This window comes from Rheinheimera oceanensis (genome assembly GCF_018831085.1).
Classification (GTDB): domain Bacteria; phylum Pseudomonadota; class Gammaproteobacteria; order Enterobacterales; family Alteromonadaceae; genus Alishewanella; species Alishewanella oceanensis.
This window is the reverse complement of sequence record NZ_JAGPNM010000001.1, coordinates 237568-260279: the sequence shown is the minus strand read 5'-3', so window position 1 is coordinate 260279 and position 22712 is coordinate 237568. Positions and strand designations below refer to the sequence as shown.

Here is a 22712-nt window from a genome sequence, read left to right as displayed (position 1 = left end):
ATTCCTGTTTCAGCGGTGGGCAGCATAGTGTTTTTTTGCTAAACTGCGCCGCCGTAACACCAGACACCTTTTCTTTTCATGTGCAGGATACCCGGGCCAATGTAACAGATTGCCGATAGCTGATAGTACTTAATACCGCTAATGCAGTTTGCTCGGCGGATAATGTGTTACCTGATCCGGACTGTTAAATGACAACCTACTTAAAACAACACTGGTTTTCCAACCTGCGTGGAGATGTGCTTGCGGCTTTAGTTGTGGCCTTGGCGCTGATACCTGAAGCGATTGCTTTTTCTATTATTGCAGAAGTTGACCCTAAGGTTGGCCTGTATGCCTCTTTTTGTATTGCCGTTATTACCGCTTTTACCGGTGGCCGCCCGGCGATGATCTCTGCCGCTACCGGCGCTATGGCGCTGTTAATGGTAACGCTGGTGCGCGAACATGGTTTGCAGTATTTGCTTGCTGCCACCTTGCTAACCGGGGTACTGCAAATTATTTTTGGCCTGTTTAAGCTTGGCGACTTAATGCGTTTTGTGTCACGCTCTGTGGTTACCGGTTTTGTTAATGCGCTGGCGATCCTGATTTTTATTGCGCAGTTGCCTGAGCTGACCGAGCATGGTTCAGTGCAGGTATATGCGATGACAGCTGCCGGTCTGGCCATTATTTACTTATTTCCCTACCTTACCAAAGCCATTCCTTCCCCGCTGGTGTGTATAGTAGTGCTTACCTCTCTGGCGTTGTACTTTGGTTTTGATATCCGCACTGTAGCTGATATGGGTGAACTACCAGACAGCCTGCCGATATTTTTATGGCCTGACGTACCACTAACGTGGAATACCCTGATAATTATTTTGCCGTATGCTTTAGCGTTAGCCGTGGTGGGTATTCTGGAATCGTTAATGACAGCCACTATTGTGGATGATTTAACTGATACCAGTAGTGATAAGAACCGCGAATGTGTCGGCCAGGGCGTGGCAAATATTGGCTCGGGGTTAATTGGCGGCATGGCAGGCTGTGCCATGATTGGGCAGTCGGTTATTAATGTAAAATCCGGTGGCCGTACGCGCTTATCCACCTTGCTGGCCGGGGTGTTTTTATTAATTTTAATCGTATTTTTAGACGCCTGGGTTGGGCTGATACCTATGGCGGCGCTGGTGGCCATTATGATTATGGTGTCTATTGGTACTTTTAACTGGGGCTCGGTGAAAGACTTACGCAAAAACCCGAAAAGCTCTAGTGTGGTAATGATAGCCACGGTGCTGGTAACGGTGTTTACCCATAACCTGGCTTATGGCGTATTAGTGGGCGTGTTATTTAGCGCGCTGTTTTTTGCCAGTAAAGTGGGCAAAGTTCTGTATATCGGCTCAACATTGTCTGCCGATGGCCGTCTGCGTGAGTATCAGGTAGTAGGGCAGGTGTTTTTTACTTCAGCCGGGCAGTTTGTGGCCGCCTTTGATTTTAAAGATGCGGTAGAGAAAGTAACTATTGATTTAAGCCGGGCGCATTTTTGGGATATTACCGCCATTAGCTCGCTGGATAAGGTTGTTATTAAGTTTCGCCGCGAGGGTACAGAGGTAGAACTGATTGGCTTAAATGAAGCCAGCGCTACCCTGGTAGACAAGTTTGCTGTGCACAACCGGCCAGATGCGGTTGAAAAGCTGATGGGCCACTAACTTTACCGAGGAGCACAACAATGACTAAAAAAGTACTGGCGTGTATTGATGCCTCACCTTATGCCGAAGCGGTATGCGATTACGCCGTATGGGCAGCAAAAAAACTCGATGTGGCAATGTCGGTAGTGCATGTGCTGGACAAAGCCCAGCACACCCAGACACCGGATCTTAGCGGCAGTATTGGCCTGGGCTCACAGGAATTACTACTACAGCAACTGGCCGAGCTGGATGAAAAACACAGCAAGCTGGCAATGCAGCGCGGTCGCAGTATTTTAGATGCCGCCAAAGCACGCGCTGAACAAGCCGGCGTAAAAGCGGTAGACGAGCGCTTACGTCACGGCCAACTGGTAGAAACCTTAACCGAACTGGAACAAGAGACCCGGCTGCTGGTAATGGGCAAGCGCGGTTTTAGCAGTGCTGAGGCACACGGCCATATGGGCCTGCATGTTGAACGGGTGATCCGCAGTTTACACAAACCTATTTTGCTTACCCAGCAAAGTTATAAAGCACCACAGCGTATTATGCTGGCCTATGATGGCAGCGCCACAGCGCTAAAAGGCCTGGAAATGCTGGCAGGCAGCCCGCTGGGCCGCGGCTTGCCGGTGCATCTGGTAATGGCCGGTGCTGATACAGAAGCCGCGCGGGCGCAAATAGACAGCGGCGCACAAATACTACGCAACGCCGGTTTTGATACCAAAGTAGCCATAGTGGCCGGTGAGCCGGAAACTGTGCTGCACCAGTACCAGCAAGAGCATGTTATAGATTTAATGGTGATGGGCGCGTATGGCCATTCCCGTATCCGGCAATTTATTGTTGGCAGTACCACCACTGCCATGATTTGCAAAGCTAAATGCTCCCTGCTTATTTTACGTTAGTTACTGCAACCCGGCCTGGCCGGGTTGTTTTTTATCAACCCGTGTAACAACACACTTTACTTGCGCAGAAATAAAGATGTTAAACATGAAATGTATCACCGCTGTTATCGCTGTACTGGCTTTATTGCCAGAGTCTGCTCTGGCTGCAACCGGGCCAAATGATCTTACCGGCTCTGTATTGGGCATTATTGCCCTGGGTTTATTTGTTTTTGCTTATGTACTGGTAATGGCAGAAGAAAAAATTCATATGCGTAAATCCAAACCGGTGCTGGTGGCTGCCGGTATTATCTGGGGCATGATTGGCTGGCACTATACCCAGCAGGGCATGTCTGAAATAGCGCAGGACTCATTTCGCCATACCTTGCTTGAATACGCCGAACTGATGCTATTTTTGCTGGTCGCCATGACTTACATCAGCGCACTGGAAGAACGCCGTTTGTTTGATGCACTGCGCAGTTGGTTAATCCGCAAGGGCTTTAGCTATCGCAGCCTGTTCTGGATTTGTAGTGTGCTGGCGTTTGGTATCTCTACTTTTTCTAACAATATGGCTACAGCAATGCTGATGTGTGCTGTAGTAATGAAAGTAGCTGAAGGTGATAAACGCTTTATCAGCCTGTGCTGCGTCAGTGTAGTGGTAGCTGCCAACGCCGGTGGCGCTTTTATCCCCTTTGGTGACATTACAACATTGATGGTATGGCAGGCAGAAAAAGTCACCTTTGCCGAGTTTTTTGTGTTGTTTATTCCTTCGGTGGTTAACTTTGTGGTGCCTGCACTGATTATGAGCCTGTTTGTTGAAAACCGTTACCCCGGTAAACATGACGGTGATGAAGAAGTGGTTGAGTTAAAGCGCGGCGCGCTGCGCATTCTTACATTGTTTATCTGTACCATTGCCTTATCGGTGATTTTCCATTCTGTGCTGGGTTTGCCGCCGGTGCTGGGTATGATGACAGGTTTGGGTTTATTACAATTCTTTGGTTATTTTTTGCGGATGACGTTACCCGGTTCTCTGGCACGCAAACGGGCGCTGGCCGAGCGTGAAGGTGATATGGAACGTATCCGTGCTTTGGGCCAGGTAGTGCCGTTTGACGTATTTAACCGTGTAGCGCGTGCCGAGTGGGATACGCTGCTGTTTTTCTACGGTGTGGTGGTGTGTGTCGGTGGTCTGGGGTTCCTTGGGTATCTGGAACTGTTATCTAACGGCCTGTACGGTAACTTTGATCCAACTTACGCTAACGTAGCACTGGGCTTAATGTCATCTGTAGTAGATAACATACCGGTTATGTTCGCCGTATTAACCATGGACCCGGCTATGTCGCATGGCCAGTGGTTATTGATCACTTTAACCGCCGGTGTCGGTGGCAGCCTGTTATCAATTGGTTCGGCCGCCGGTGTGGCGTTAATGGGCCAGGCCCGCGGTTATTACACCTTTGCCGGCCATTTAAAATGGGCTCCGGTTATTTTGCTGGGTTATATCGCCAGCGTAATGACGCATTTATATTTAAACGCTGACTTGTTTCATATAGTCGGCGATGTAGCCAGCCGCGCTGCCGGGCATTAGCACTTATTAAGGATTAACCGTGTCAAAAAAAGTATATTGTATCGCCCAGTTTCAGCCCAAAGCAGGCAAGGCAGACGAGCTGTTCAAAGTGCTGCAAGGCCTGGAGCCAAACACCCTGCGCGAAGACGGCTGCCTGCAGTATATCGTAACCCGGCATATAGTCAGCCCGTTTGCAGAAGGCAAAAGCTTTGCTATTGCCTTTAACGAAATCTGGGCCGACCTGCCAAGCTTTGAAGCGCACTGCCAGCGCAGCGAGATAAAACACTTCTTTGAAACTTACTGCCTGGCTGAAACCGGCCTGGCAGCAGATTGGAATGTATGTATTTACAGCGACGAACCCGCCAACTTCGACGCACCTAAGCTGGTGTAATTAACGGACCCGAAAAAAACCTGCATTTTGCAGGTTTTTTTATGCCTGCTATTCAGTTAAAAGCGGCTGTACCTATAAGCCGTTGTAAATAAGATAAAACCGTTGTAATGTCATCAATACATAGTTTACAAAGGTTGATAGTTATGAATGTAATGCAGGCTAACCTGTCGAGTAAATGTCTGCTTGGAGGTTAGTTGGAACACTATAGGAAAATATTTAATGAAGCAGGTTGGTTTATACCTCCTTATGTTCGAATTGGATACTTGATGGACATCGCTCGAGAAATAATCCAAGGTGAAAGCTTTAACTTGGAAGAGTTGTTATCCCATATCTACACAGAAAGATATCTGGCATCGATGGTTTTAGATAGGTATCCGTATGTACCTCACATTCAAAACTATTCAGAGATAATTAAAGAAGCCGTTGAAGCTCACTTTTTAGGGCTAGATCATGTTGCAGTTTCTGGTTTAATTCCTGTTGTAGAGGGTGCTGGTCGGAGAATCTTGCACGAGAAGAGTTTAAGCGAGAGGCACGTAAAAAATGTTTTTATAGCATTATCGGATCACTGCAAGAAAGATGTAATTAAAAATAAACTAGGGGCTGTAGGAGAAATTGTAGAAATGTTAGATTCGTTCGTGCATTTCGTAAAAGAAAACCTGTACATAAACTCAGAAAAGTATCCCCATCCTGACAAAACAAATAGGCACGGGATATTGCATGGTGCATTTAGTGACCATGACTATGGTTCACCACTAAATTTTTATAAAGTCATAGGTGCTGTTGACTTTTTAAGCTTTATAGTTTCAATTAAAGCTCCAATATCTTTTTTTGCTCCCGAAGAAAGTCCAGAGTCTGAAAGGTTGTCTAGGTATTTACAAGGACTGTCACAATTGAATTGTTCACGCTGAACCAATTGAGTAATTAACGGGCTGATAAAAATTAAGTTACTGAAAATAATTAGTTTAATTTGACTTTGGCCCTAGGATTGTAAACGGGAAAGTGATAATTATGAACATCTGGAAGTTAATTGGGGCTCTGATACTGACAGCTGTTTTGCTAATAGGAGGTGCTTACATGTTCGCTAAGCTAGGCTGGATTGCATCGTTGCAACCCAAGGCATGGCTTATACTATTAATCACTACACTCGGCATACTTTTTAAGCTTTTGTTCGGTGATTTAGCGACAGGAGAGTTTCGCTACCACAAACATGGGTATGATTTGTGTGTTCTTACAATGGGTGCAACCATGTCGGGCTTGTCCCTTCAGCTTCTTTCTGACGATAATCTTTTTCCTGGATTACAGGCAGCAGGGCCGCTTACACTCGCTGAGTTCGTTAGCTCAGATCCTGTGCAGCAAAGTCGGTTGCTGCTAGTCTTTATGTTTTTAGTATCTAGTTTCGTAGCGTTACTTACAGCTATAATTTCGAAGGCGATTAGTTCAGAATCCACTCCAGGCAAGAATCTTTTGGCTCTAATCAACTTCTTATGTGGTGCTACAATGCTTGGATGGTATGTTTTGATTTTGGTTACTAAAGGGTAATGTATGGTGTTCATCCTGTTGTTTGTGCTGGCAACGCTAGCAATACCCCTGTCGTTTGAAATCTACAGGCGTGGAAACGACAATGTGCTTCAGCGGTCGTTCAAAGATATTCACAATGTTGTCCCATCATTGCGAATACGACGAGCAGTTTCAGGAAGCGTAGACGTCCTTCTTGGTTTGTTCATCATCATCGTGGCAATCACACTGTTTTTGCTAGCACTCAAGGTTGTGCTCATGGTCCTTGCTCTAATATTTGGCTGGATTGTGAGTTAATAAATTAACTGGTGCAGATAAAAATTAAATTGTTGAAAAGCATAAGTTTAACTTTGTCCTAAATCAACCGCATGCTGTATTCGCACTACGTATAAGTAGATATGAAAAGAATACTGAAAATAACATTCTTCAAATTTGTGCGGGAGGATAAGCCAATCAGTGCTGCGTTAATAAAGCAGCTCTACTCACTGTTAGGTGTTTCTTTCAGTGTGATATGGCTTTTAGGTTGGGGAATAGATTTGATTTTTGAGAGCAAAGATTGGCCCTGTTTAAAGATGATTGCTGTTTTACTCGGATACGGTGTGCTCGCCGTTAAATTCTATGGTGAAGTCACGAGTATTAAGCTGCGAAAGTTAAAGTATCGCGTCGCTCGCGAAAAGAGAGCTGCATAACGATCCCGTTAATTCGTTTGCTGTGTTCGCTGAAATTAAAAAGGGTCAGATAAAAAATTAAAAAGGGTCAGATAAAAATTAAATTGGTGAAAAACATCAATAGAGTTTCCATTTGACTGTGAGGATCACAGACTTTGCTATGCAAGGGTGTCAATTCCAATTGTCTTTCCTTGATGCTTCTGCATGAGCGATATAGCTGACTCCAGCATTCTGACACTTTCTTTATCATTGCGGGCAAGTGCAGCCTGAACCCCGTCATGTGCTTTTTGCATGAAATTGAAGCGTTCTCCATCGTTCATAGCCTGCAATTCACTACCAGCACCACCGTTAACCGGAATTCTCATGGTCATGGCCATAAAGGCCCTGCTGTCATCAAGGGACATTTCTCCATTGCGAAGTTGCTCGTTAACCCAGCTACGCATTTCCTGGTTCGTCATGCTGTTGAAATCGGCTTGTTTAGTTTCAGAAAATTCGGTTCTGGAAGTGCTGACGGTATTAATTGCTGTGGAAAGCGCAGCAGTATTATTGCTAACAGCAGAAGAATTCGTCTGCTGATTGGTATAAAAGTAGTTATTTGTTGCATCAATTTTCATCGTAGTCACCCTGTTGAAACCATTAGCTCACACTTTGGTAGCAAAGCATATGCCAATATTTTCGGTATCAGGCCCAAGGCAGTTATTTCCTTATAAAATCATAACGATGTTGATTAGTGCAACGCTGCTGGGGAAGTATAAGCAAATGCCCGGCGGACGATGTGTCGGAAAAAAGTTGCCGAAAGTGTATTCGGGCAAATTATCTATGGAATGCGCATTTATCAGCGAGCGAGTGAGTGAGGCTCCGTCAATTAATGCAACGGAAAGTTATACGGTGATACGTGAGTTTTTTGCTTTGGGTAGCTGGGTATTGCAGACAATGGTTTTTTACGCCATGTTATCTGCCTGAAGAGCAAAGAGAGTCTTAAGATGAAAACTATTGGCCTTATCGGCGGTATGAGCTGGGAGTCTACTATTCCTTATTACCGCCTGCTTAACGAAGGTGTAAAACAACAACTGGGTGGGCTGCATTCTGCCAAGTGTATTTTAGTCAGCGTTGATTTTTATGAAATTGAACGCCTGCAGCATGCCGGCGACTGGGACGGCGCCGGTATTATGCTGGCCGATGCTGCGCGCTCGCTTGAGGCGGCTGGCGCCGATTTTATTGTGCTTTGTACCAACACCATGCATAAAGTGGCCGGCAGCATTGAAGCGGCAGTAAGTATTCCGCTGCTGCATATTGCCGATGCTACTGCATCTGCAATAAAACAGGCAGGTTGCAGCCGGGTAGGGCTGCTGGGCACCAAATTTACCATGCAGCAGCCATTTTACCGCGAGCGGCTAACTGAGTTACACGGTATTGAAGTGCTACTGCCAAACGATGCCGAACAAGACAGCCTGCACCAGATTATTTATCAGGAACTGTGTCTTGGTGTCATTACCGCTGAATCTAAGCAAGCTGTACGCAAGATGATGGCTGGCCTTGCCTGGAAAGGTGTGGATGGCATTATTCTTGGCTGCACTGAAATTGGTTTACTGGTGGGTAAAGCCGATGCCGCCGTACCGCTGTTTGATACAACGGTGCTTCATGCTGAAGCAGCGGTTGAGTTTGCTCTGGCAGAATAAAACCTGATAGAGAACAATTGATAATATTTTAGGAACAACTTGGTTTTCTCAGCAAAGTGCGCTAATTATTGTGCAATATAGTGGCGGTGTGCCGGGTAAAAGAAGGGGCTTACGATGGGGATCTATGTTGCAAATACTCAACAGAGTCGGCAGGCAGGCAATACCAACACGCATAGTGATAAACCTTATGCTGAATTTTCCAGCCAGCGTTCTGAAGCTGTTTCGCAGAGATATTTACAGCATACGGCAAACAATAGTGCTCAATTACAACCACTGCACGAGACTAAAAAACTGATTAACAATAGCCTGAAAGGTAAGAAAAGCTCTCAGCTTCAGGCAATGGCCAAAAGCCACAGCGCTGTACTGCAGCGTTACCCCACTGTTGATGACAGCGGGCGTGAGGATGCCATTATTTACATTATTTATAAAAATGATGGCGCGACAGACGGTTCTAATATTCTGTATGTTGGTCAAACTACCTTGGCGCGGGAGTTTAGTCGTTTTCAAGAGCATACCGCAAGAGATTGCTGGGCTCCCTGGTACATCCATGCTACGAAGACCGGTCTGGACTATACCGTAAACCGCTCTTTGTGGCGCTATGACTATGAAGTGGTTGAAGTGCTGAAAAATGTTACAAAGTTTGAAACCACCGTAGCTGAGCAATGGTGGCTGGAGCATTATCTGACGAAAGGAGCAAAGTTGCTTAATGACGCGACGCCTTGTAGATTAAGCAGCTTTAATAAACGAAGTGGTAATGCATCACTTTACGATCCGAAAAACATTGGAGTTTCCAGCAGTTACAAACCTTCAATGACAGCAAAATAAGTATCTTAATGGCTGAAAACCCAATCCTGCTGATTTATGACAAAGATTGCCCGGCCTGCAATGCCTATTGCCAGATGGTACGTATTCGCCAGAGTGTTGGCGAGCTTAAACTGATTAATGCCCGTGAAGATACTGAGGTAATGCAGCAAATTACCGCGCAGGGGCTGGATATTGATCAGGGTATGGTGCTGAAAATGGGTGATAACTGGTACTACGGCAGTGACGCTATTTATATGCTGTCGTTGCTTAGCAGCCGCAGTGGGCTATTTAACCGGCTGAATTATCACTTGTTTAAATCAAAACGGCTGGCAAAGTTGCTGTATCCGTTGTTACGCTTTTTTCGCAATTTACTGCTTAAACTGCTGGGTAAACGCAAAATCAATAATCTTGGCATTAGCGGTAATGATCGTTTTTAACTCTGGGAAACCCTGATGAACCCCACTTATCTGGAATATGGCGCCAATGGCTTTTATTTGCTGGCGGTGTTTCTGGCAGCACGTAACAGCATTCATACCTGGTGGCTGGGCGTTATTGGCTGTGCATTATTTGCAGCGCTGTTTTATCAGGTAAAACTGTATGCCGAAGTGATGCTGATGCTGTTTTTTATCGGCACTAATTTTATTGGCTGGTATCAATGGGGCCGTAGCAGCGGTGTTAAAGCGGTAACCTCAGCGCCGCTTGTCCGCTTGCTGGCTTATGCTGCACTGGCGCTGCTGGTTACCTTGCTGTATGGCTTTGTATTGCACCGCTTTACCGATGCCTATGCCCCCTTTGTTGACTCGGCCATTTTAATGTTCAGCGTTATTGCCCAGTTTTTGCTGATGAACCGCAAACTGGAAACCTGGTGGTTTTGGCTGCTTGTTAATACGCTGGCGGTGCCGTTGTATTTTTCGCGCGAACTGCATCTTACCGCTATTGTGTATACCGGCTTTTGGTTTAATGCCTGGTATGGCCTGTATTTATGGCGCAGATTAAATGCCGCTAAGCATAACGGCGTTTAGTCTGCAGCGTGTGTCAGTTTGCAGTTAGCTGCGGCTGAAACTGAAAGCCTACGGCTATGCGGTTCCAGGCGTTCATCGTTACTATCACCGCACTTAAATTGACAATTTCCTGCTGGCTGAACTGGGCGCTAAGTTCGGTGTATATATCGTCAGATACCTGTTGTCTGGCCAGCAGGGTCAGTGCTTCGGCCCAGCGCAGTGCAGCGCGCTCGCGGGCGGAGAAAAAATGGGTTTCCCGCCAGGCAGCCAGTACATCCAGCCGTTGCTGTTGCTCGCCGTCGTGGCGGGCTTCTGCTGCATGCATATGCAGGCAAAAGGCACAACCGTTTAACTGTGATATGCGCAGGTGCAACAGATGCACCAGTGAGGCTTCAATTACTTGTCCGGCCGCTTCGCCCAGGCTCGCCAGTGCTTTTACTAAGGTGGGTTGCAGTTTATAAACATCGTTACGATCTATGCGTGGCGTCATGTTGTGCTCCTTTTGGTGATGGAGTCACTATAGTGGCGCATAGTGTTTAAGCAGAATTGTATTTTTACGACATACGGAACTCGTTTTGTTTGCGGCGGCGGTACTGGCCGGGTGTCTGGCCGGTAATGTGCTGAAATTGATGAATAAAATGCGCCTGATCATAAAAACCGCTGCAAAGCGCAATATCGGTTAGGGGCTGCTGCGGGTTAAGGTTAATCAGTTGTCTGGCATGGCGCACCCGTTGCAACAGCTTTAACTTGCCAGGTGTTAAGCCAACCTGTTGCAGGAATTTACGCTCAAACTGGCGCCGGCTCAGGTTAACTCCGGCGCTTAGCTCATTAACCGAAGGCATTGTTTGTTGCTGCAATAAAACCGCTAACACCTGTTGAATGTGGCTGCTTTTGGCATTACGTTGCTGCATTTGTTGCAACAACCACTGATCAAGATATTGCAGCCGTGCTGCGGTATGCTCAGTAGCAGCAAGTTGCTGTTGCAGTGGCTGCAAGGTACGAATGCCAAAATCAGCAGCATTTACTTCATCGCCCTGTAACAGAGGAGCATCCTGCCCAAGCAACTGAAAAGCGCCGCCGGGATAAAAGCGTATACCAACGGCGTCCAGAGTATCGGTTAACTGTAAGGTACTTAGTGTCTGGCTGCCGTTAAAATGGCACTGTGGCGGCTGGCCGGGCTGAAAATAAAAATTCAGGCTGCTGCCACCGTCCGGATATAATGTTTGCCTGTAACCGCCAGCGGGTAAGGTTGTAAGGCGCATAACCCAATAACATTGCACCCAGGCGGCCAGCGCAGGGTGCGGCATAAATGCCTGTAATCCCAAATGCTGCAGGTTACCGACAGGAGCTGCCGCAGTGCCGGTAAGAATCGCAGGCATAGGTAGCTCCGCCTCAGGCAGAAAAAATCAGTTTATCTGCCAGCTTCTGTGGCAGGTGTTGCAAGTCATCGGCGTTGTCACTTACTACCACTACGTTGGCTTTAGACATGGCCAGGGTTAATCCCTGATAACGTTTATCAGCAAAGCTGGCAACAAAATCCAGTTCAGCTTCTTTAGGCACAATAAATACGGTGGCGTAACCGGTGGCGGTTTTCACAGCCAGGTGTAACGACCGTACGCCCTGGAAGGTGCAGTAGCGGGCATAAATTATCTCATCCTGCCAGTCTTGCAGGCTGGCGCTGAAATCGGCCAGTTTCAGGTTTACTGCACTAAGCGGCTGGCTTTGCGCATGCTGTTGCAGGTAGTCATTCTCATGGTACACATGCGCCAGCGCATGGCTGCCAAGATCTGTCGCAAAACTGTGTTGATAAAGCTGTAAACCCAGCACTGATACCAGCGCAATGCTGGCTGCCAGCGCCAGCGGCGTAAACCAGCGGTGCAGTGGTTTACGTTGCTGCTGTGCTGGTATTTGCAGCAGGTGTTCTGCCAGCATAGGCGGTACCGCTACCTGTAAGGCATCTTCCAGATCCCGCTGCTGTTGTTGTAGCTCAAGGGCAAATTGCTGTAGAGCAGTATCCCGAGCTAAGGCATCGCGTACCGCAGGTTCCCGGCTAAAGGGATCTACCAGTAAAATACGGCGTACTTCAGTGTTATTCATGGTAAGTCTCCCCATGCCGGTTAATATTCAGTTGTTCACGCAATAGCTTACGGGCACGAAACAAGCGGGTGTTAACTGTATTGACATTCAGCTGCAGCAGGCTGGCTATTTCATCACTGCTAAAACCGCCAATAACCTGCATTACCAGAGGCTCCCGGTATTCTTCCGGTAACGCTGCCATATAATTACGTAGCTTATGGTTATCGTAATCTTGTTCGGCACTGCTTTGCGCTGTGTCGGGCAGGCTGTCTTGCTCGGTGGCGTCATCATAGTCAAATTGTTTACGTTCAAACCGGCGGGCATTTTCACGGCGCAAAATGGTAATTAACCAGGATTTTGCTGCAGCGGCATCCAGCAGGCTGTCCAGGTGTTTCCAGGCGCGTAAAAAGGTTTCCTGCACTAAATCCTGGGCAATATTAGCGTCTTTACACAACCAGTAGCCATAGCGGTAGATATCAGCATGGTAAAGCTGTACCAACTGTTCATAGCGCTTATTTTTACTGCCGCTGGGGTTTATCAGCGCAACATGCGGCGCTGGTGCTACTGTATTATCTGGTGATGGCTCTGGCATAGCACTGGCGTTAATCGTTGCTGGACTGGCTGATAGCCTAGCGTTATTGTGCTTCGCTGGCAAAAAATGAATGTTATTCATAAGCTGGTCTTTGCTGCATTTTTATGGTGTTTTGGCGGTATAGCCAGTAATCAAGGCTGGTATAGCGGCCACCACCGCTAAAAAACAGGCTGACTAACATGATCAGGTAAGTGGCCGCAAACTCGATACCGTTGTTTAAAATGACCACATTACCGTTGCTGGTAAGCCAGTCATAATTGCCGTGTTGCTGTAACAGCTCTTTGGCTTTGCTTAGCTGTTCGGCCGAGTTAATCACCCGCTCGTTGGCCAGCCAGCTGCTGCTGTCAGCTATGGCCAGCCAGCCATTGGGCCAGTGCACGGCAAAAATGGCAACCAGCATGGTAATGAGCAGCGGAATGCTAACTAAACGGGTAAATAAGCCCAGTAGCAAAAATACTGCGCCCAGGGTTTCGGCTGCAATCGCCAGCGCAGCCAGTAACGCCGGAGCAGGTAAACCTAAACCCCAGTCAGTATTGGCAAACCAGGCGACAGTACTGTCAAAATGCTGATATTTATTCCAGCCCGCCTGCAATAGCACCGGTGCCAGATATAACCTTAGCAATAGCGGTGCCAGACCAGATAGTTTCTGGCTTTGTGTAATGGTGGATTGATAGAACGATAGTGCCGCTTGCATCTGCTGGCCCCGTAATCAGATTAATTAACGGATAAGAACGGCCGGCAGGCAGATATATTTCAGCGCAGTGTTAATTTGCAGCGCTGCGAGGCGTTAGTGTACGCGGTAAAAGCGGCAGAAAAAGTCAATTACGGCATCGGCGTCAAGGCTGGCAAAGCGTACTTTACGCTTACTAACGATAGCTGCTCCCAGTGTTTTTAGCGTATGCTCCAGCGGTACACCGGCTGGGCGTTCTAATTCATGGTCAGCAAACAGAAAGTTAAGTGCAGCTGAGGTGTAAGATTTACCCGGAGTTAACGATACTAATTCCAGCTCTTGCAGGCGCACGCCCAGGTTGCGGATTTTTTGTAAGCGGTAAGTCTCGTTCATAATTTGCCCCGTGTACTGTATGCCTTGGTAAGCACTGTATCGACGACAACAGGTTTTTCTTTAACTAAACAATGAAATTGACCAGCACAGCAGGGCCGCTTTTTGCTAGTATAGCCGCCATAACAGCTGGTTAAGCTAAGGTAATACATGACCCAACACCTCAATCCTCTGGCACTGACAGTACAACAACTCGGGCCGCATCTGGACAGTAAACTGATTAAACAGGCGCTGGATGTTAAGCAACTGATCCCGGCGTTTATTGGCCAAGACAGGGCCAAATCGGCACTGGCTTTTGCCATTGGCATGGATATGCCAGGTTATAACCTTTACGTAATGGGCGAGCCGGCATTAGGGCGCTTTACGCTGGTGCAGGATATACTGCAGCAGGCCGCCAGTGAAAAAGCCACACCGGAAGAGTGGTGTTACCTGAATAACTTTGATGACGAGCGTGTACCCAATACCCTGCGTTTACTGCCGGGTGAGGGCAAAATTCTGGTTAAAAAAATTGAAGCCCTGATCGATGAACTGCTGGATACCTTCCCGGCGGCCTTTGATAACCCCGGTTACCAGCGTAAGAAAAAAGCCATCGCCCGCGCCTTTGACGATAAATACGAGAATGCGATTGAGCTGGTAGAAAGCAAAGCGCTGGAAAAAAACGTTGTGTTGTACGAAGAGAACGGCGCAGTGAGTTTTTCGCCGATTATCGACGGCAAACCGCTGGACGATCAGGAGTTCTCTAAATTAACCGAAGAGCAACGACAGTATTTTTATGGCCTGGTCAGCGAGCTGGAAACCATACTGAATGAGCAGTTGCTGGAATTACCACAGTGGAAGCGTGAACTGTCGGAAAGCCTGCGTGCATTACGTAAAGACACCATAGAACAGGCGATTAAACCGCTGCTGAAACAACTGGAGCACGACTATGCCGCTGAACTTGGCGTGCTGCGTTACATTCGTGAAATGCGCAGCCACCTGGTAAAAGCCGTGCTGGAACTGATGCCGGATGAATCTGAAGCCGAAAAACAGGAAGAGGCTGACAACCGGGAAATTTTTATTGAAGAATTTGTGCCCAACGTGCTGGTGCATTACGAGAGTATGTCGGGCGCGCCGATTATTTTCGAGCCCAACCCCAGCTACGGTAACCTGTTTGGCCGGGTAGAATACAACTCTAACAGCGGCTCTTTATACACCAATTACCGCATGATCCGCCCTGGCGCCCTGCACCGTGCCAACGGCGGTTACCTGATCCTCGATGCCGACCGGCTGCTGACACAACCGCAACTGTGGGATGCGCTTAAGCTGGCGCTGAAATCCGGCGAGTTGTTAATTGATACCCTGTCAGAGCATGCTGTTACCAATTCAACCATTATTACACCGCGGGCAATACCACTGAATGTCAAAGTAGTACTGCTGGGCTCGCGCGATCTGTATTACCTTATTCAGGACGTTGACGATGAGTTTAACGAGCTGTTCCGGGTGCTGGCCGACTTTGAGCATTACCTGCCCAATACCGCCGAAACCATCACCTATATGGCGATGCAAATTCGTGAACAAATGCGCCTGCTTAATATTGACGAGCTGACCGCCAGTGGTTTTAAACAACTGCTAACCTTTAGTTTTCGCCAGGCTGAGCATCAGCGTAAGCTGTCGGCCCGCTTTGCCGATGTATTAGAGCTGGTGCGTGAAGCCTGTTATTATGCCGGCCAGCAGCACAGCAGTAGCTTAACGGCAGAGCATATTCAGCAGGCGCTGAAAGGCAAGCAGCACCGCACCGGCCGCATTAGCGAAGGCTTTTTGGAAGATATCCAGGAAGGCCAGATTTTAATTGATACCGATGGCCTGGCCGTGGGCAAAATTAACGGCTTAACCGTACTTGAAATCGGCGATACCGCTTTTGGTACACCGGCGCGCATTAGCGCTACGGTATTTGCCGGCTCCAGCGGTGTCGTTGATATTGAACGCGAGGTTGAGCTGGGTAAAGCCATTCACTCTAAAGGTGTATTGCTGTTAACCGGCTACCTTGGTGCGAAATATGCCCGGCAGTTTCCGTTAACGCTGTCGGCTAATATTGCTATGGAGCAAAGCTATGGCCATATCGACGGCGACAGCGCCTCGCTGGCCGAAGTGTGTGCGCTGTTATCGGCTATTACTGATATCCCGATTAAACAAAGCCTGGCGGTAACAGGGTCAATTAACCAGCATGGCCAGGTGCAGGCCATTGGTGGCGTAAACGAGAAAATAGAGGGCTTCTTCCGCTTGTGCCAAAGCCGTGGTTTAACCGGCGAGCAGGGCGTGATTATTCCGGCCAGTAATCAGCTGAATTTAGTACTGAATGACGATGTGATCAGCGCAGTAAAACAGCAGAAGTTTCATTTGTATGTGGTAAAAACCGTGGATGAGGCGTTAACCCTGCTAACCGGTGTAGAAGCCGGTGAGAAAAACAGCCGCGGCCAGTATCCGAAAAAATCAGTTAATGGCCGTGCCCTGGTGCGGTTAGCGGAAATCGCCGAAATAGTAAATGGCAGCATGGATGAGGATTAGTTAATACATCCATATGAGAATCGGTTTACCCTAAGCTAACCGTTGAAGGCATGGATGCCTGAGTCGAGCCTACAGGGATGTATTCACGGCGTGTTAGCGTGGGTAAACCGGTTCGAGTTGTATCCACGGATTAAAGCGTCGCAAAAGCAGGGTGATACTGCACCTGGCCACTTTTGCCTTTAAGCGCGCCGGGTGTCAGCTCTAACAGCATAAAGGCGTTGTCTGGAGCCTGCCACGGGCAACTGATATTAAACCGGCTGGCCGGAACAAAACCAAACCTGGGGTAGTACGCCGGATGGCCCAGCACCACTACTGCGGCAATACCCTGTTTTTTGCATTGCTCCAGCCCGGCCCGAACCAATGCTGAACCTATGCCCTGATGCTGCAGCACATTACTTACTGCCATGGGGGCTAAGGCCATTAATTTTGTTTCTGGTGCGTTATCCAGAGTAGCGGCAGAGAACAAAATATGGCCCACAAGCTGGCCGTGCTGCTCTGCTACCAGCGCAATCCTATCAACAGCCTGTTGACGCAATGCGGTGATCAGGTGCACTTCAGCTTCATTATTAAACGCAGAGCGGGTAAGGCTGGCTACTGCCTCGTAGTCGGCCGGGGTTTCAGCGCGTACTGTAGTGTCATATCCCAGAGCATGCCAGGTACTGTTGCGGCGACGCTGCAGGGTGCGGCTGATATTGTGCAGTAGGGTCATACCATGGGCCGGCAAAACAAAAGCGTGCAGCTAGTCTACCTGACTGGGATGGCTTCTCAAGTTAAATGTTAATGATTAAATAGTGTTAACAGCCGTTTTTGCACTGCGCCACCTAATAATACCGAACAAAAACAGTAACAAACCGCATATTAACCACAACGGCTTATCACCAAAACGGCTGTAAGGGGTGGTGCCTGTGCTCAGGCGTAACTCGTCTTTTAACACCGCTTCAGTAAACTGCGGTACGGTGGCGCTAATATTACCGCTGGCATCAATGGTGGCTGTTACGCCGTTATTTGTTGCCCGCAATACCGGCCGGCCAAATTCCAGCGCCCGCATTTGTGCTATTTGTAAATGCTGATGCGGCCCTATGCTGTCGCCAAACCAGGCGTCATTGCTTACTGTCAGTAGCAGTTGCGTTGCGTCTGTCATATTGGCAGCTATCTGGGCTGGAAAGGCAATTTCAAAACAAATGGCGGGCAATAAATGGTAGCTGTTAGCCACCAGATTCGGCTGCACATAGGCACCACGGGTAAAGGAGCTCATCGGCAAATCAAAAATAGGTGCCAGTTTGCGTAGCAAGCCCTCCAGTGGCACAAACTCGCCTATTGGCAGTAAATGGTGTTTGCTGTAGCGGTTGCCATGGCCGTAAAAGTAGTCGCCGTCGGTAGAGTCGGTATAGCGCTTACCCAGTACAATCAAATTGTTCCAGGCTTGCTCGGTCTTGCTGTTGTAGTCAAGAATGCCGCTGATGACGGCGGTATTCTGATACAGCGCTGCACGGTTGAGGTTATCCAGAAAATCCTGTGCTACAGGCTCCAGCCTGGGAATGGCCGCTTCCGGCCAGATAATTAAATCGGCCTGAAAGTTTGGCCTTGTCATATCCATATATTTAAGCATGGTGGGCCATTCCTGCTCCGGCGCCCAGCGTAAATCCTGTTTTATGTTGCCTTGCACCAGCGCGACAGACAGTTGTTCTTCGCTGTATTGCCAGCCGTTAAACTTTACCAGTTGCGGGCTTAGCGCAAATAATAAACCGGCAACAATGGCGTAACTATAGCGGCTGGTTGCGCGTTGCTGCGAGAAAAGCTGGGCCAGCGCGGCGGCGGCAAACACCAGCAAAAAGCTGATGCCGGTTTCGCCAATCAGCGGGGCGAAGTCACGCAGGCCATGGCTGGTTTGGCTGTAGCCCATAGACAACCATGGAAAACCGGTAAATAGCCAGCTACGCAGCCATTCTGTGATTGTCCAGCAAGCGGCAAATAACAGCGGTGTAAACGCCGGGCGTTGCAGTTTATAGCTAAGCAGGCTTGCCAGTGCGGGAAATAACGCCAGATAACTGACCAGCAAGGCCATCAGCCCCAGGCTACCTGCCAGTGGTAAGCCACCGAATTGATCAATACTGACATGCACCCAACTGATGCCAACACCAAACCAGCCAAGGCCAAAACTAAAGCCTCTTAGTGCTGCCTGTTTCGCTGTTGATGCACGCTGCAGTAAAAATACCAGCAATGCCAGGCTAAGCAGTGGTAGCCACCATAATGTATATGGTGCAAAGGCCAGAGTGGTAATCCCACCGGCTGCAATCAGCAACAGGTGGGGCAGGGCCGGTTGTAACTTGGCGATTACAGCACGCAAGATAGTTAGTTTTCCTCTGTCTCGGCAGGTTCTTTAGCGCGGATCACTTGCAGCTGTACTAAACGGCGGCTGTTGGCTTTACTGACCTTAAAGGTTAGCCCTTCAAGTTCGATGCTTTCACCTTTAGCCGGCATATGGCCAAAGGCATGCAGCACTATGCCACCAATGGTGTCGGCGTCTTCTTCATTAAAGGTGGTGTTAAAAGATTCGTTAAATTCATCCAGTGGAGTTAAAGCACTAACCTGAAACACCCTTGATGCCATTTTCTTGATATCGTTTTCTTCTTCATCGTCGTGCTCGTCTTCAATTTCGCCGACAATTTGCTCCAGAATATCTTCAATGGTTACCAGGCCGGATACACCGCCGTATTCATCTACTACTATGGCCATATGATAGCGTTTCTGGCGGAACTCTTTTAAAAGTGCGTCAACCCGCTTACTCTCGGGGATAATTACGGCCGGGCGCAGTAAATCGCGCAGATGCCAGTTGTTAACATTGGGGTCCAGTGCATATTGCAACAGGTCTTTGACCAGCAGTATGCCTTCAATATGGTCTTTGTCTTCATTGACGACAGGATAACGGCTGTGGTTGTTTTCCATCAGAATGGGCAGCATATCAGCGACAGAGTCGTCAATGTCGATAGTGGCCATCTGTGAGCGCGGTACCATAATGTCACGGGCCCGCATACTGGAAACGTCCAGCACGCCGTCCAGCATGCTTTTGGTATCGGTATCGATCAGGTTGCGCGTTTGCGCTTCACTGATGATGTCTTGTAAGTCAGATATATCTTGTGGTTCTGCACTGAAGATACTGGCGATCCGATCTAACCAGGATTTGCCGGCAGAACCGCGACTAGAGTGGGGATTGTCGTCACTCATGGGTGAACTGTTGCTCCAAAAAACAAAAAAAACCTATTCGTTATCCAACAAATAGGGGTTATTAATGCCAAGTTGTTGCAATATGGTCACTTCTTCGGCTTCCATTTGCTCGGCATCGTCGTCATTTATATGGTCAAAGCCCAATAAATGCAAGCATCCGTGTACTACCATATGTGCCCAGTGCGCCTGCAGGCTTTTATGTTGTTCGGCTGCTTCTGCGGCAACGACCGGTGCACATATCACTAAGTCACCCAATAACGGCAGTTCAATGCCCGGCGGACACTGAAACGGAAAGCTCAGCACATTGGTGGGTTTATCTTTGCTGCGATAATCAAAATTCAGTTGCTGACTTTCAGCATGATCAACAATACGCACCGTTACTTCGGCTTCGGCCTGAAAAGGCAGTATGGCTGCATCCAGCCATTGCTGTACCTGGGCTTCGGTAGGTAAATTATCTGCTGTGCTGGCCAGCTGTAAATCGAGAGTAATTGCCATTATTGGCCTTTAGCGGCGTTATCTGCTGCCGCTTTTGCTGCTTCAAAGGCTTCATAAGCCATAACAATGCGCTGCACTATCGGGTGGCGCACCACGTCTTTGGCGGTAAAGTGGTTAAAGCTGATTTCGTCTACGTCGCTAAGTACATCAATGGCATGTTTTAAGCCGGAATATTGGCCACGGGGTAAATCTACCTGGGTGATGTCGCCGGTGATCACCGCTTTGGAGCTAAAGCCAATACGGGTTAAAAACATTTTCATCTGTTCAACCGTGGTGTTCTGGCTTTCATCGAGAATAATAAAGGCGTCGTTCAGTGTACGGCCACGCATATACGCCAGTGGCGCAATTTCAATAATGCCGCGCTCAAGGTATTTTTCTACTTTTTCAAAACCGAGCATTTCAAACAGGGCGTCGTACAAAGGGCGCAGGTACGGGTCAACTTTCTGTGCTAAGTCGCCGGGTAAAAAGCCCAGTTTTTCACCGGCTTCTACCGCCGGGCGCGTTAATACAATGCGCCGCACCAGGTTACGCTCCAGTGCGTCAACGGCACAGGCTACGGCTAAATAAGTTTTACCGGTACCAGCCGGGCCTATGCCAAAGCAGACATCGTGTTTAAGCACATTGCCAACATAAGTTGCCTGGTTTGGGTTACGTGGTTTGATCAGGCCTTTTTTGGTTTTCAGGCTAAAATCACGCGGCTCGCCGTCGTGTTGCTGATACTGAATATCGTAGTTTTCGCTGATCAGCAAATGCACCTGCTCGGGGGTTAACTCTGCCGTTGGCAGCGCCGTGGCGGCATACAATTGTTGCAACACATCTAAAGCCGCTGCAACGTTATCGGCCGGGCCGGCTATTTTCAGCTGGTTGTCGCGCTGACTGATATCTACCAGTAAACGGCGTTCAACGTGCTTTAAGTTATCGTCAAAGGGGCCACATAACAGCGTTAACCGCCGGCTGTCAGCACCTTCCAGCGTTAAATCTGCAGTATGTAAAGTTGTGCTCAAATGCCTGCCTCAGTGTAGAAGGGGGCAATTAATGCCCCCGGATCAGTTAAGGTGTATAAGTAGTTACGCCAAGTACGTCTGCTACCGGTACGGTTTTTTGCCGTGCCAGAATTTGCTGCGGTGCTACTTCGCGGCGCAGGCCCATATCCTGCTCTGTGCGGACTAGCGTACCACGCAATGAATTACTGAATACATCAGTAATTTTCACATCGACAAAGCAGCCAATCATGTCTGGTGAGCCTTCAAAATTCACCACACGGTTATTTTCGGTGCGGCCGGTCAGTTCCATAATATCTTTTTTCGACGGCCCTTCTACCAGAATACGCTGTTCGGTACCGAGCATGCCGCGGGCAATTTTCAGTGCCTGCTGGTTTATCCGATCCTGCAATATGTACAGCCGTTGTTTTTTGGCTTCTTCGCTGACATCATCCGGCAAGTCTGCTGCCGGTGTGCCTGGCCGGGCACTGTAAATAAAGCTGAAACTCATATCAAAATTGATTGCGGCAATTAAATCCATGGTAGCCTGGAAATCGGCATCATCTTCACCGGGGAAGCCGATAATAAAATCAGATGACATGCTTAAATTCGGCCTGATTTTCTTCAGCTTACGAATTTGCGATTTATATTCCAGTGCGGTGTGGCCGCGTTTCATCAGGTTCAAGATACGATCTGAACCACTTTGTACCGGCAGGTGCAGGTGATCAACCAGCTCGGGTACGTCGCGGTATACTTCGATAATATCGTCAGTAAATTCTACCGGGTGCGAGGTGGTGTAGCGAATACGGTCAATACCGTCAATAGCGGCAACTAAACGCAGTAATTCCGAGAAATGACAGATAGTGCCGTCGAATTTTTCCCCGCGGTAGCCGTTAACGTTTTGCCCCAGCAGGTTAACTTCGCGCACGCCTTGTTCGGCTAACTGAGCAATTTCAAACAACACATCATCCAGTGGCCGGCTGACTTCTTCACCGCGGGTATAAGGCACCACGCAGAAGGTACAGTATTTTGAGCAGCCTTCCATTACCGACACAAAGGCGGTTGGGCCATCGGCTTTAGGCTCGGGCAGGCGGTCGAATTTTTCAATTTCCGGGAAGGATACATCCACTACCGGCGATTTGTTACCGCGCACGGCGTTGATCATTTCCGGCAGCCGGTGCAGGGTTTGCGGGCCAAAGACGATATCAACATAAGGCGCACGTTCACGAATGGATGCGCCTTCCTGTGAGGCTACGCAGCCACCGACACCAATCACTAAATCAGGGTTTTTCTCCTTCAGCGGACGCCAGCGACCCAACTGATGGAATACTTTTTCCTGTGCTTTTTCGCGGATAGAACAGGTGTTTAGCAGAATAACATCTGCGTCTTCAGCCTCTTCGGTCAGCGTATAGCCGTGGGTAGCATCCAGCAGGTCGGCCATTTTGGATGAATCGTATTCGTTCATCTGGCAGCCCCAGGTTTTAATGTGCAGTTTTTTGCCCATTGTGTGTCGTTACCTGTATTGTCACTTGGAAAAAAGGAGCGTATTTTAGCCTGTTCGGGCCCGCGTTGCCAGCGCTTGCTTAAAATGGCTACTTCG

25 protein-coding genes are annotated in these 22712 nt (G+C 48.4%); 12 read left to right on the top strand and 13 right to left on the bottom strand.

Features of this window, described 5'->3' with window-relative positions; translation table 11 throughout:
• Window positions 1-188: 188 nt before the first annotated feature.
• From J3B89_RS01210 to J3B89_RS01180, 7 genes are all read left to right on the top strand, one after another.
• A complete protein-coding gene (locus J3B89_RS01210; protein ID WP_215395692.1) occupies window positions 189-1670 on the top strand; it encodes a SulP family inorganic anion transporter in 1482 nt (493 codons plus the stop codon).
• Window positions 1671-1690: 20 nt separating this feature from the next.
• Window positions 1691-2545 carry a universal stress protein gene (locus J3B89_RS01205; protein WP_215395691.1) on the top strand — a complete coding sequence of 285 codons (855 nt, stop codon included), beginning with the start codon at window positions 1691-1693 and terminating at the stop codon, window positions 2543-2545.
• 85 nt (window positions 2546-2630) lie between these two features.
• Complete coding sequence (nhaD, locus tag J3B89_RS01200) at window positions 2631-4103, top strand: sodium:proton antiporter NhaD (RefSeq protein WP_215395690.1); 1473 nt, start codon at window positions 2631-2633, stop codon at window positions 4101-4103.
• Between the two features lie 19 nt (window positions 4104-4122).
• Window positions 4123-4473, top strand: a complete 351-nt coding sequence (locus J3B89_RS01195) for a putative quinol monooxygenase (RefSeq protein WP_215395689.1) — start codon at window positions 4123-4125, stop codon at window positions 4471-4473.
• Window positions 4474-4667: 194 nt separating this feature from the next.
• Window positions 4668-5381 (top strand): hypothetical protein, encoded by a 714-nt coding sequence (locus J3B89_RS01190; protein WP_215395688.1) that lies wholly within the window; start codon window positions 4668-4670, stop codon window positions 5379-5381.
• Window positions 5382-5481: 100 nt separating this feature from the next.
• A complete protein-coding gene (locus tag J3B89_RS01185) occupies window positions 5482-6012 on the top strand; it encodes a hypothetical protein (protein WP_215395687.1) in 531 nt (176 codons plus the stop codon).
• A 374-nt stretch (window positions 6013-6386) separates the two neighbouring features.
• Window positions 6387-6677, top strand: a complete 291-nt coding sequence (locus J3B89_RS01180; protein WP_215395686.1) for a hypothetical protein — start codon at window positions 6387-6389, stop codon at window positions 6675-6677.
• 137 nt (window positions 6678-6814) lie between these two features.
• Here the strand turns inward: J3B89_RS01180 and J3B89_RS01175 are convergent, their stop codons facing one another.
• A complete protein-coding gene (locus J3B89_RS01175) occupies window positions 6815-7270 on the bottom strand; it encodes a hypothetical protein (RefSeq protein WP_215395685.1) in 456 nt (151 codons plus the stop codon).
• A 369-nt stretch (window positions 7271-7639) separates the two neighbouring features.
• Between J3B89_RS01175 and J3B89_RS01170 the strand changes: the two genes are divergently transcribed.
• From J3B89_RS01170 to pnuC, 4 genes are all read left to right on the top strand, one after another.
• Entirely contained in the window at window positions 7640-8335 is a 696-nt protein-coding gene (locus J3B89_RS01170; RefSeq protein WP_215395684.1) for an aspartate/glutamate racemase family protein, read from the top strand.
• A gap of 114 nt (window positions 8336-8449) precedes the next feature.
• Window positions 8450-9160 carry a GIY-YIG nuclease family protein gene (locus J3B89_RS01165; protein WP_215395683.1) on the top strand — a complete coding sequence of 237 codons (711 nt, stop codon included), beginning with the start codon at window positions 8450-8452 and terminating at the stop codon, window positions 9158-9160.
• A gap of 8 nt (window positions 9161-9168) precedes the next feature.
• Complete coding sequence (locus J3B89_RS01160) at window positions 9169-9576, top strand: DCC1-like thiol-disulfide oxidoreductase family protein (protein WP_215395682.1); 408 nt, start codon at window positions 9169-9171, stop codon at window positions 9574-9576.
• A gap of 15 nt (window positions 9577-9591) precedes the next feature.
• A complete protein-coding gene (pnuC, locus tag J3B89_RS01155) occupies window positions 9592-10161 on the top strand; it encodes a nicotinamide riboside transporter PnuC (RefSeq protein ID WP_215395681.1) in 570 nt (189 codons plus the stop codon).
• Between the two features lie 13 nt (window positions 10162-10174).
• On the opposite strand, the gene J3B89_RS01150 is transcribed toward pnuC, so the two are convergent.
• The 6 genes from J3B89_RS01150 to J3B89_RS01125 form a co-directional block, all read right to left on the bottom strand.
• Entirely contained in the window at window positions 10175-10630 is a 456-nt protein-coding gene (locus tag J3B89_RS01150; protein WP_215395680.1) for a carboxymuconolactone decarboxylase family protein, read from the bottom strand.
• A 64-nt stretch (window positions 10631-10694) separates the two neighbouring features.
• The gene (locus J3B89_RS01145) at window positions 10695-11519 is read right to left on the bottom strand and encodes a helix-turn-helix domain-containing protein (protein WP_215395679.1); all 825 of its coding nucleotides are present in this window, start codon (window positions 11517-11519) and stop codon (window positions 10695-10697) included.
• 13 nt (window positions 11520-11532) lie between these two features.
• Window positions 11533-12237, bottom strand: a complete 705-nt coding sequence (locus J3B89_RS01140; protein ID WP_215395678.1) for a DUF3379 family protein — start codon at window positions 12235-12237, stop codon at window positions 11533-11535.
• Window positions 12230-12889, bottom strand: a complete 660-nt coding sequence (locus tag J3B89_RS01135; RefSeq protein ID WP_215395677.1) for a sigma-70 family RNA polymerase sigma factor — start codon at window positions 12887-12889, stop codon at window positions 12230-12232. The genes J3B89_RS01140 and J3B89_RS01135 overlap by 8 nt, the downstream gene beginning before the upstream one ends.
• Complete coding sequence (locus tag J3B89_RS01130; RefSeq protein ID WP_215395676.1) at window positions 12882-13502, bottom strand: HvfX family Cu-binding RiPP maturation protein; 621 nt, start codon at window positions 13500-13502, stop codon at window positions 12882-12884. Before J3B89_RS01130 ends, J3B89_RS01135 begins: the two co-directional genes overlap by 8 nt.
• Before the next feature lie 93 nt (window positions 13503-13595).
• Entirely contained in the window at window positions 13596-13871 is a 276-nt protein-coding gene (locus tag J3B89_RS01125) for a hypothetical protein (RefSeq protein WP_215395675.1), read from the bottom strand.
• Between the two features lie 147 nt (window positions 13872-14018).
• On the opposite strand from J3B89_RS01125, the gene J3B89_RS01120 reads away from it, so the two are divergent.
• Entirely contained in the window at window positions 14019-16412 is a 2394-nt protein-coding gene (locus J3B89_RS01120) for a Lon protease family protein (RefSeq protein WP_215395674.1), read from the top strand.
• 130 nt (window positions 16413-16542) lie between these two features.
• Here J3B89_RS01120 and J3B89_RS01115 read toward each other — a convergent pair whose 3' ends face one another.
• The 6 genes from J3B89_RS01115 to miaB all read right to left on the bottom strand — a co-directional run bounded on the left by J3B89_RS01115 (window position 16543) and on the right by miaB (window position 22616).
• Window positions 16543-17121, bottom strand: a complete 579-nt coding sequence (locus J3B89_RS01115) for a GNAT family N-acetyltransferase (RefSeq protein WP_215395673.1) — start codon at window positions 17119-17121, stop codon at window positions 16543-16545.
• Between the two features lie 75 nt (window positions 17122-17196).
• On the bottom strand, window positions 17197-18759 hold the full coding sequence (lnt, locus tag J3B89_RS01110; protein ID WP_251372150.1) for an apolipoprotein N-acyltransferase: 1563 nt from the start codon (window positions 18757-18759) through the stop codon (window positions 17197-17199).
• A gap of 5 nt (window positions 18760-18764) precedes the next feature.
• The gene (locus J3B89_RS01105) at window positions 18765-19637 is read right to left on the bottom strand and encodes a CorC family transporter (RefSeq protein ID WP_215395672.1); all 873 of its coding nucleotides are present in this window, start codon (window positions 19635-19637) and stop codon (window positions 18765-18767) included.
• A gap of 33 nt (window positions 19638-19670) precedes the next feature.
• Complete coding sequence (ybeY, locus tag J3B89_RS01100) at window positions 19671-20132, bottom strand: rRNA maturation RNase YbeY (RefSeq protein ID WP_215395671.1); 462 nt, start codon at window positions 20130-20132, stop codon at window positions 19671-19673.
• Window positions 20132-21136 (bottom strand): PhoH family protein, encoded by a 1005-nt coding sequence (locus J3B89_RS01095; RefSeq protein ID WP_215395670.1) that lies wholly within the window; start codon window positions 21134-21136, stop codon window positions 20132-20134. Before J3B89_RS01095 ends, ybeY begins: the two co-directional genes overlap by 1 nt.
• 46 nt (window positions 21137-21182) lie before the next feature.
• Entirely contained in the window at window positions 21183-22616 is a 1434-nt protein-coding gene (miaB, locus tag J3B89_RS01090) for a tRNA (N6-isopentenyl adenosine(37)-C2)-methylthiotransferase MiaB (protein WP_215395669.1), read from the bottom strand.
• Window positions 22617-22712: the final 96 nt, after the last annotated feature.

What these genes read in the sequence shown, in the direction of transcription:
- J3B89_RS01205 (WP_215395691.1), top strand. Translation starts at nt 1,691, where the DNA reads ATGACTAAAAAAGTACTGGCGTGTATTGATGCCTCACCTTATGCCGAA.
- J3B89_RS01185 (WP_215395687.1), top strand. Translation starts at nt 5,482, where the DNA reads ATGAACATCTGGAAGTTAATTGGGGCTCTGATACTGACAGCTGTTTTG.
- J3B89_RS01135 (WP_215395677.1), bottom strand. Translation starts at nt 12,889, where the DNA reads ATGAATAACATTCATTTTTTGCCAGCGAAGCACAATAACGCTAGGCTA.
- J3B89_RS01115 (WP_215395673.1), bottom strand. Translation starts at nt 17,121, where the DNA reads ATGACCCTACTGCACAATATCAGCCGCACCCTGCAGCGTCGCCGCAAC.
- J3B89_RS01175 (WP_215395685.1), bottom strand. Translation starts at nt 7,270, where the DNA reads ATGAAAATTGATGCAACAAATAACTACTTTTATACCAATCAGCAGACG.
- J3B89_RS01140 (WP_215395678.1), bottom strand. Translation starts at nt 12,237, where the DNA reads ATGAATAACACTGAAGTACGCCGTATTTTACTGGTAGATCCCTTTAGC.
- J3B89_RS01150 (WP_215395680.1), bottom strand. Translation starts at nt 10,630, where the DNA reads ATGACGCCACGCATAGATCGTAACGATGTTTATAAACTGCAACCCACC.
- J3B89_RS01120 (WP_215395674.1), top strand. Translation starts at nt 14,019, where the DNA reads ATGACCCAACACCTCAATCCTCTGGCACTGACAGTACAACAACTCGGG.
- J3B89_RS01105 (WP_215395672.1), bottom strand. Translation starts at nt 19,637, where the DNA reads ATGAGTGACGACAATCCCCACTCTAGTCGCGGTTCTGCCGGCAAATCC.
- pnuC (WP_215395681.1), top strand. Translation starts at nt 9,592, where the DNA reads ATGAACCCCACTTATCTGGAATATGGCGCCAATGGCTTTTATTTGCTG.
- J3B89_RS01170 (WP_215395684.1), top strand. Translation starts at nt 7,640, where the DNA reads ATGAAAACTATTGGCCTTATCGGCGGTATGAGCTGGGAGTCTACTATT.
- J3B89_RS01125 (WP_215395675.1), bottom strand. Translation starts at nt 13,871, where the DNA reads ATGAACGAGACTTACCGCTTACAAAAAATCCGCAACCTGGGCGTGCGC.
- nhaD (WP_215395690.1), top strand. Translation starts at nt 2,631, where the DNA reads ATGAAATGTATCACCGCTGTTATCGCTGTACTGGCTTTATTGCCAGAG.
- J3B89_RS01145 (WP_215395679.1), bottom strand. Translation starts at nt 11,519, where the DNA reads ATGCCTGCGATTCTTACCGGCACTGCGGCAGCTCCTGTCGGTAACCTG.
- ybeY (WP_215395671.1), bottom strand. Translation starts at nt 20,132, where the DNA reads ATGGCAATTACTCTCGATTTACAGCTGGCCAGCACAGCAGATAATTTA.
- J3B89_RS01165 (WP_215395683.1), top strand. Translation starts at nt 8,450, where the DNA reads ATGGGGATCTATGTTGCAAATACTCAACAGAGTCGGCAGGCAGGCAAT.
- J3B89_RS01180 (WP_215395686.1), top strand. Translation starts at nt 6,387, where the DNA reads ATGAAAAGAATACTGAAAATAACATTCTTCAAATTTGTGCGGGAGGAT.
- miaB (WP_215395669.1), bottom strand. Translation starts at nt 22,616, where the DNA reads ATGGGCAAAAAACTGCACATTAAAACCTGGGGCTGCCAGATGAACGAA.
- J3B89_RS01130 (WP_215395676.1), bottom strand. Translation starts at nt 13,502, where the DNA reads ATGCAAGCGGCACTATCGTTCTATCAATCCACCATTACACAAAGCCAG.
- J3B89_RS01160 (WP_215395682.1), top strand. Translation starts at nt 9,169, where the DNA reads ATGGCTGAAAACCCAATCCTGCTGATTTATGACAAAGATTGCCCGGCC.
- J3B89_RS01210 (WP_215395692.1), top strand. Translation starts at nt 189, where the DNA reads ATGACAACCTACTTAAAACAACACTGGTTTTCCAACCTGCGTGGAGAT.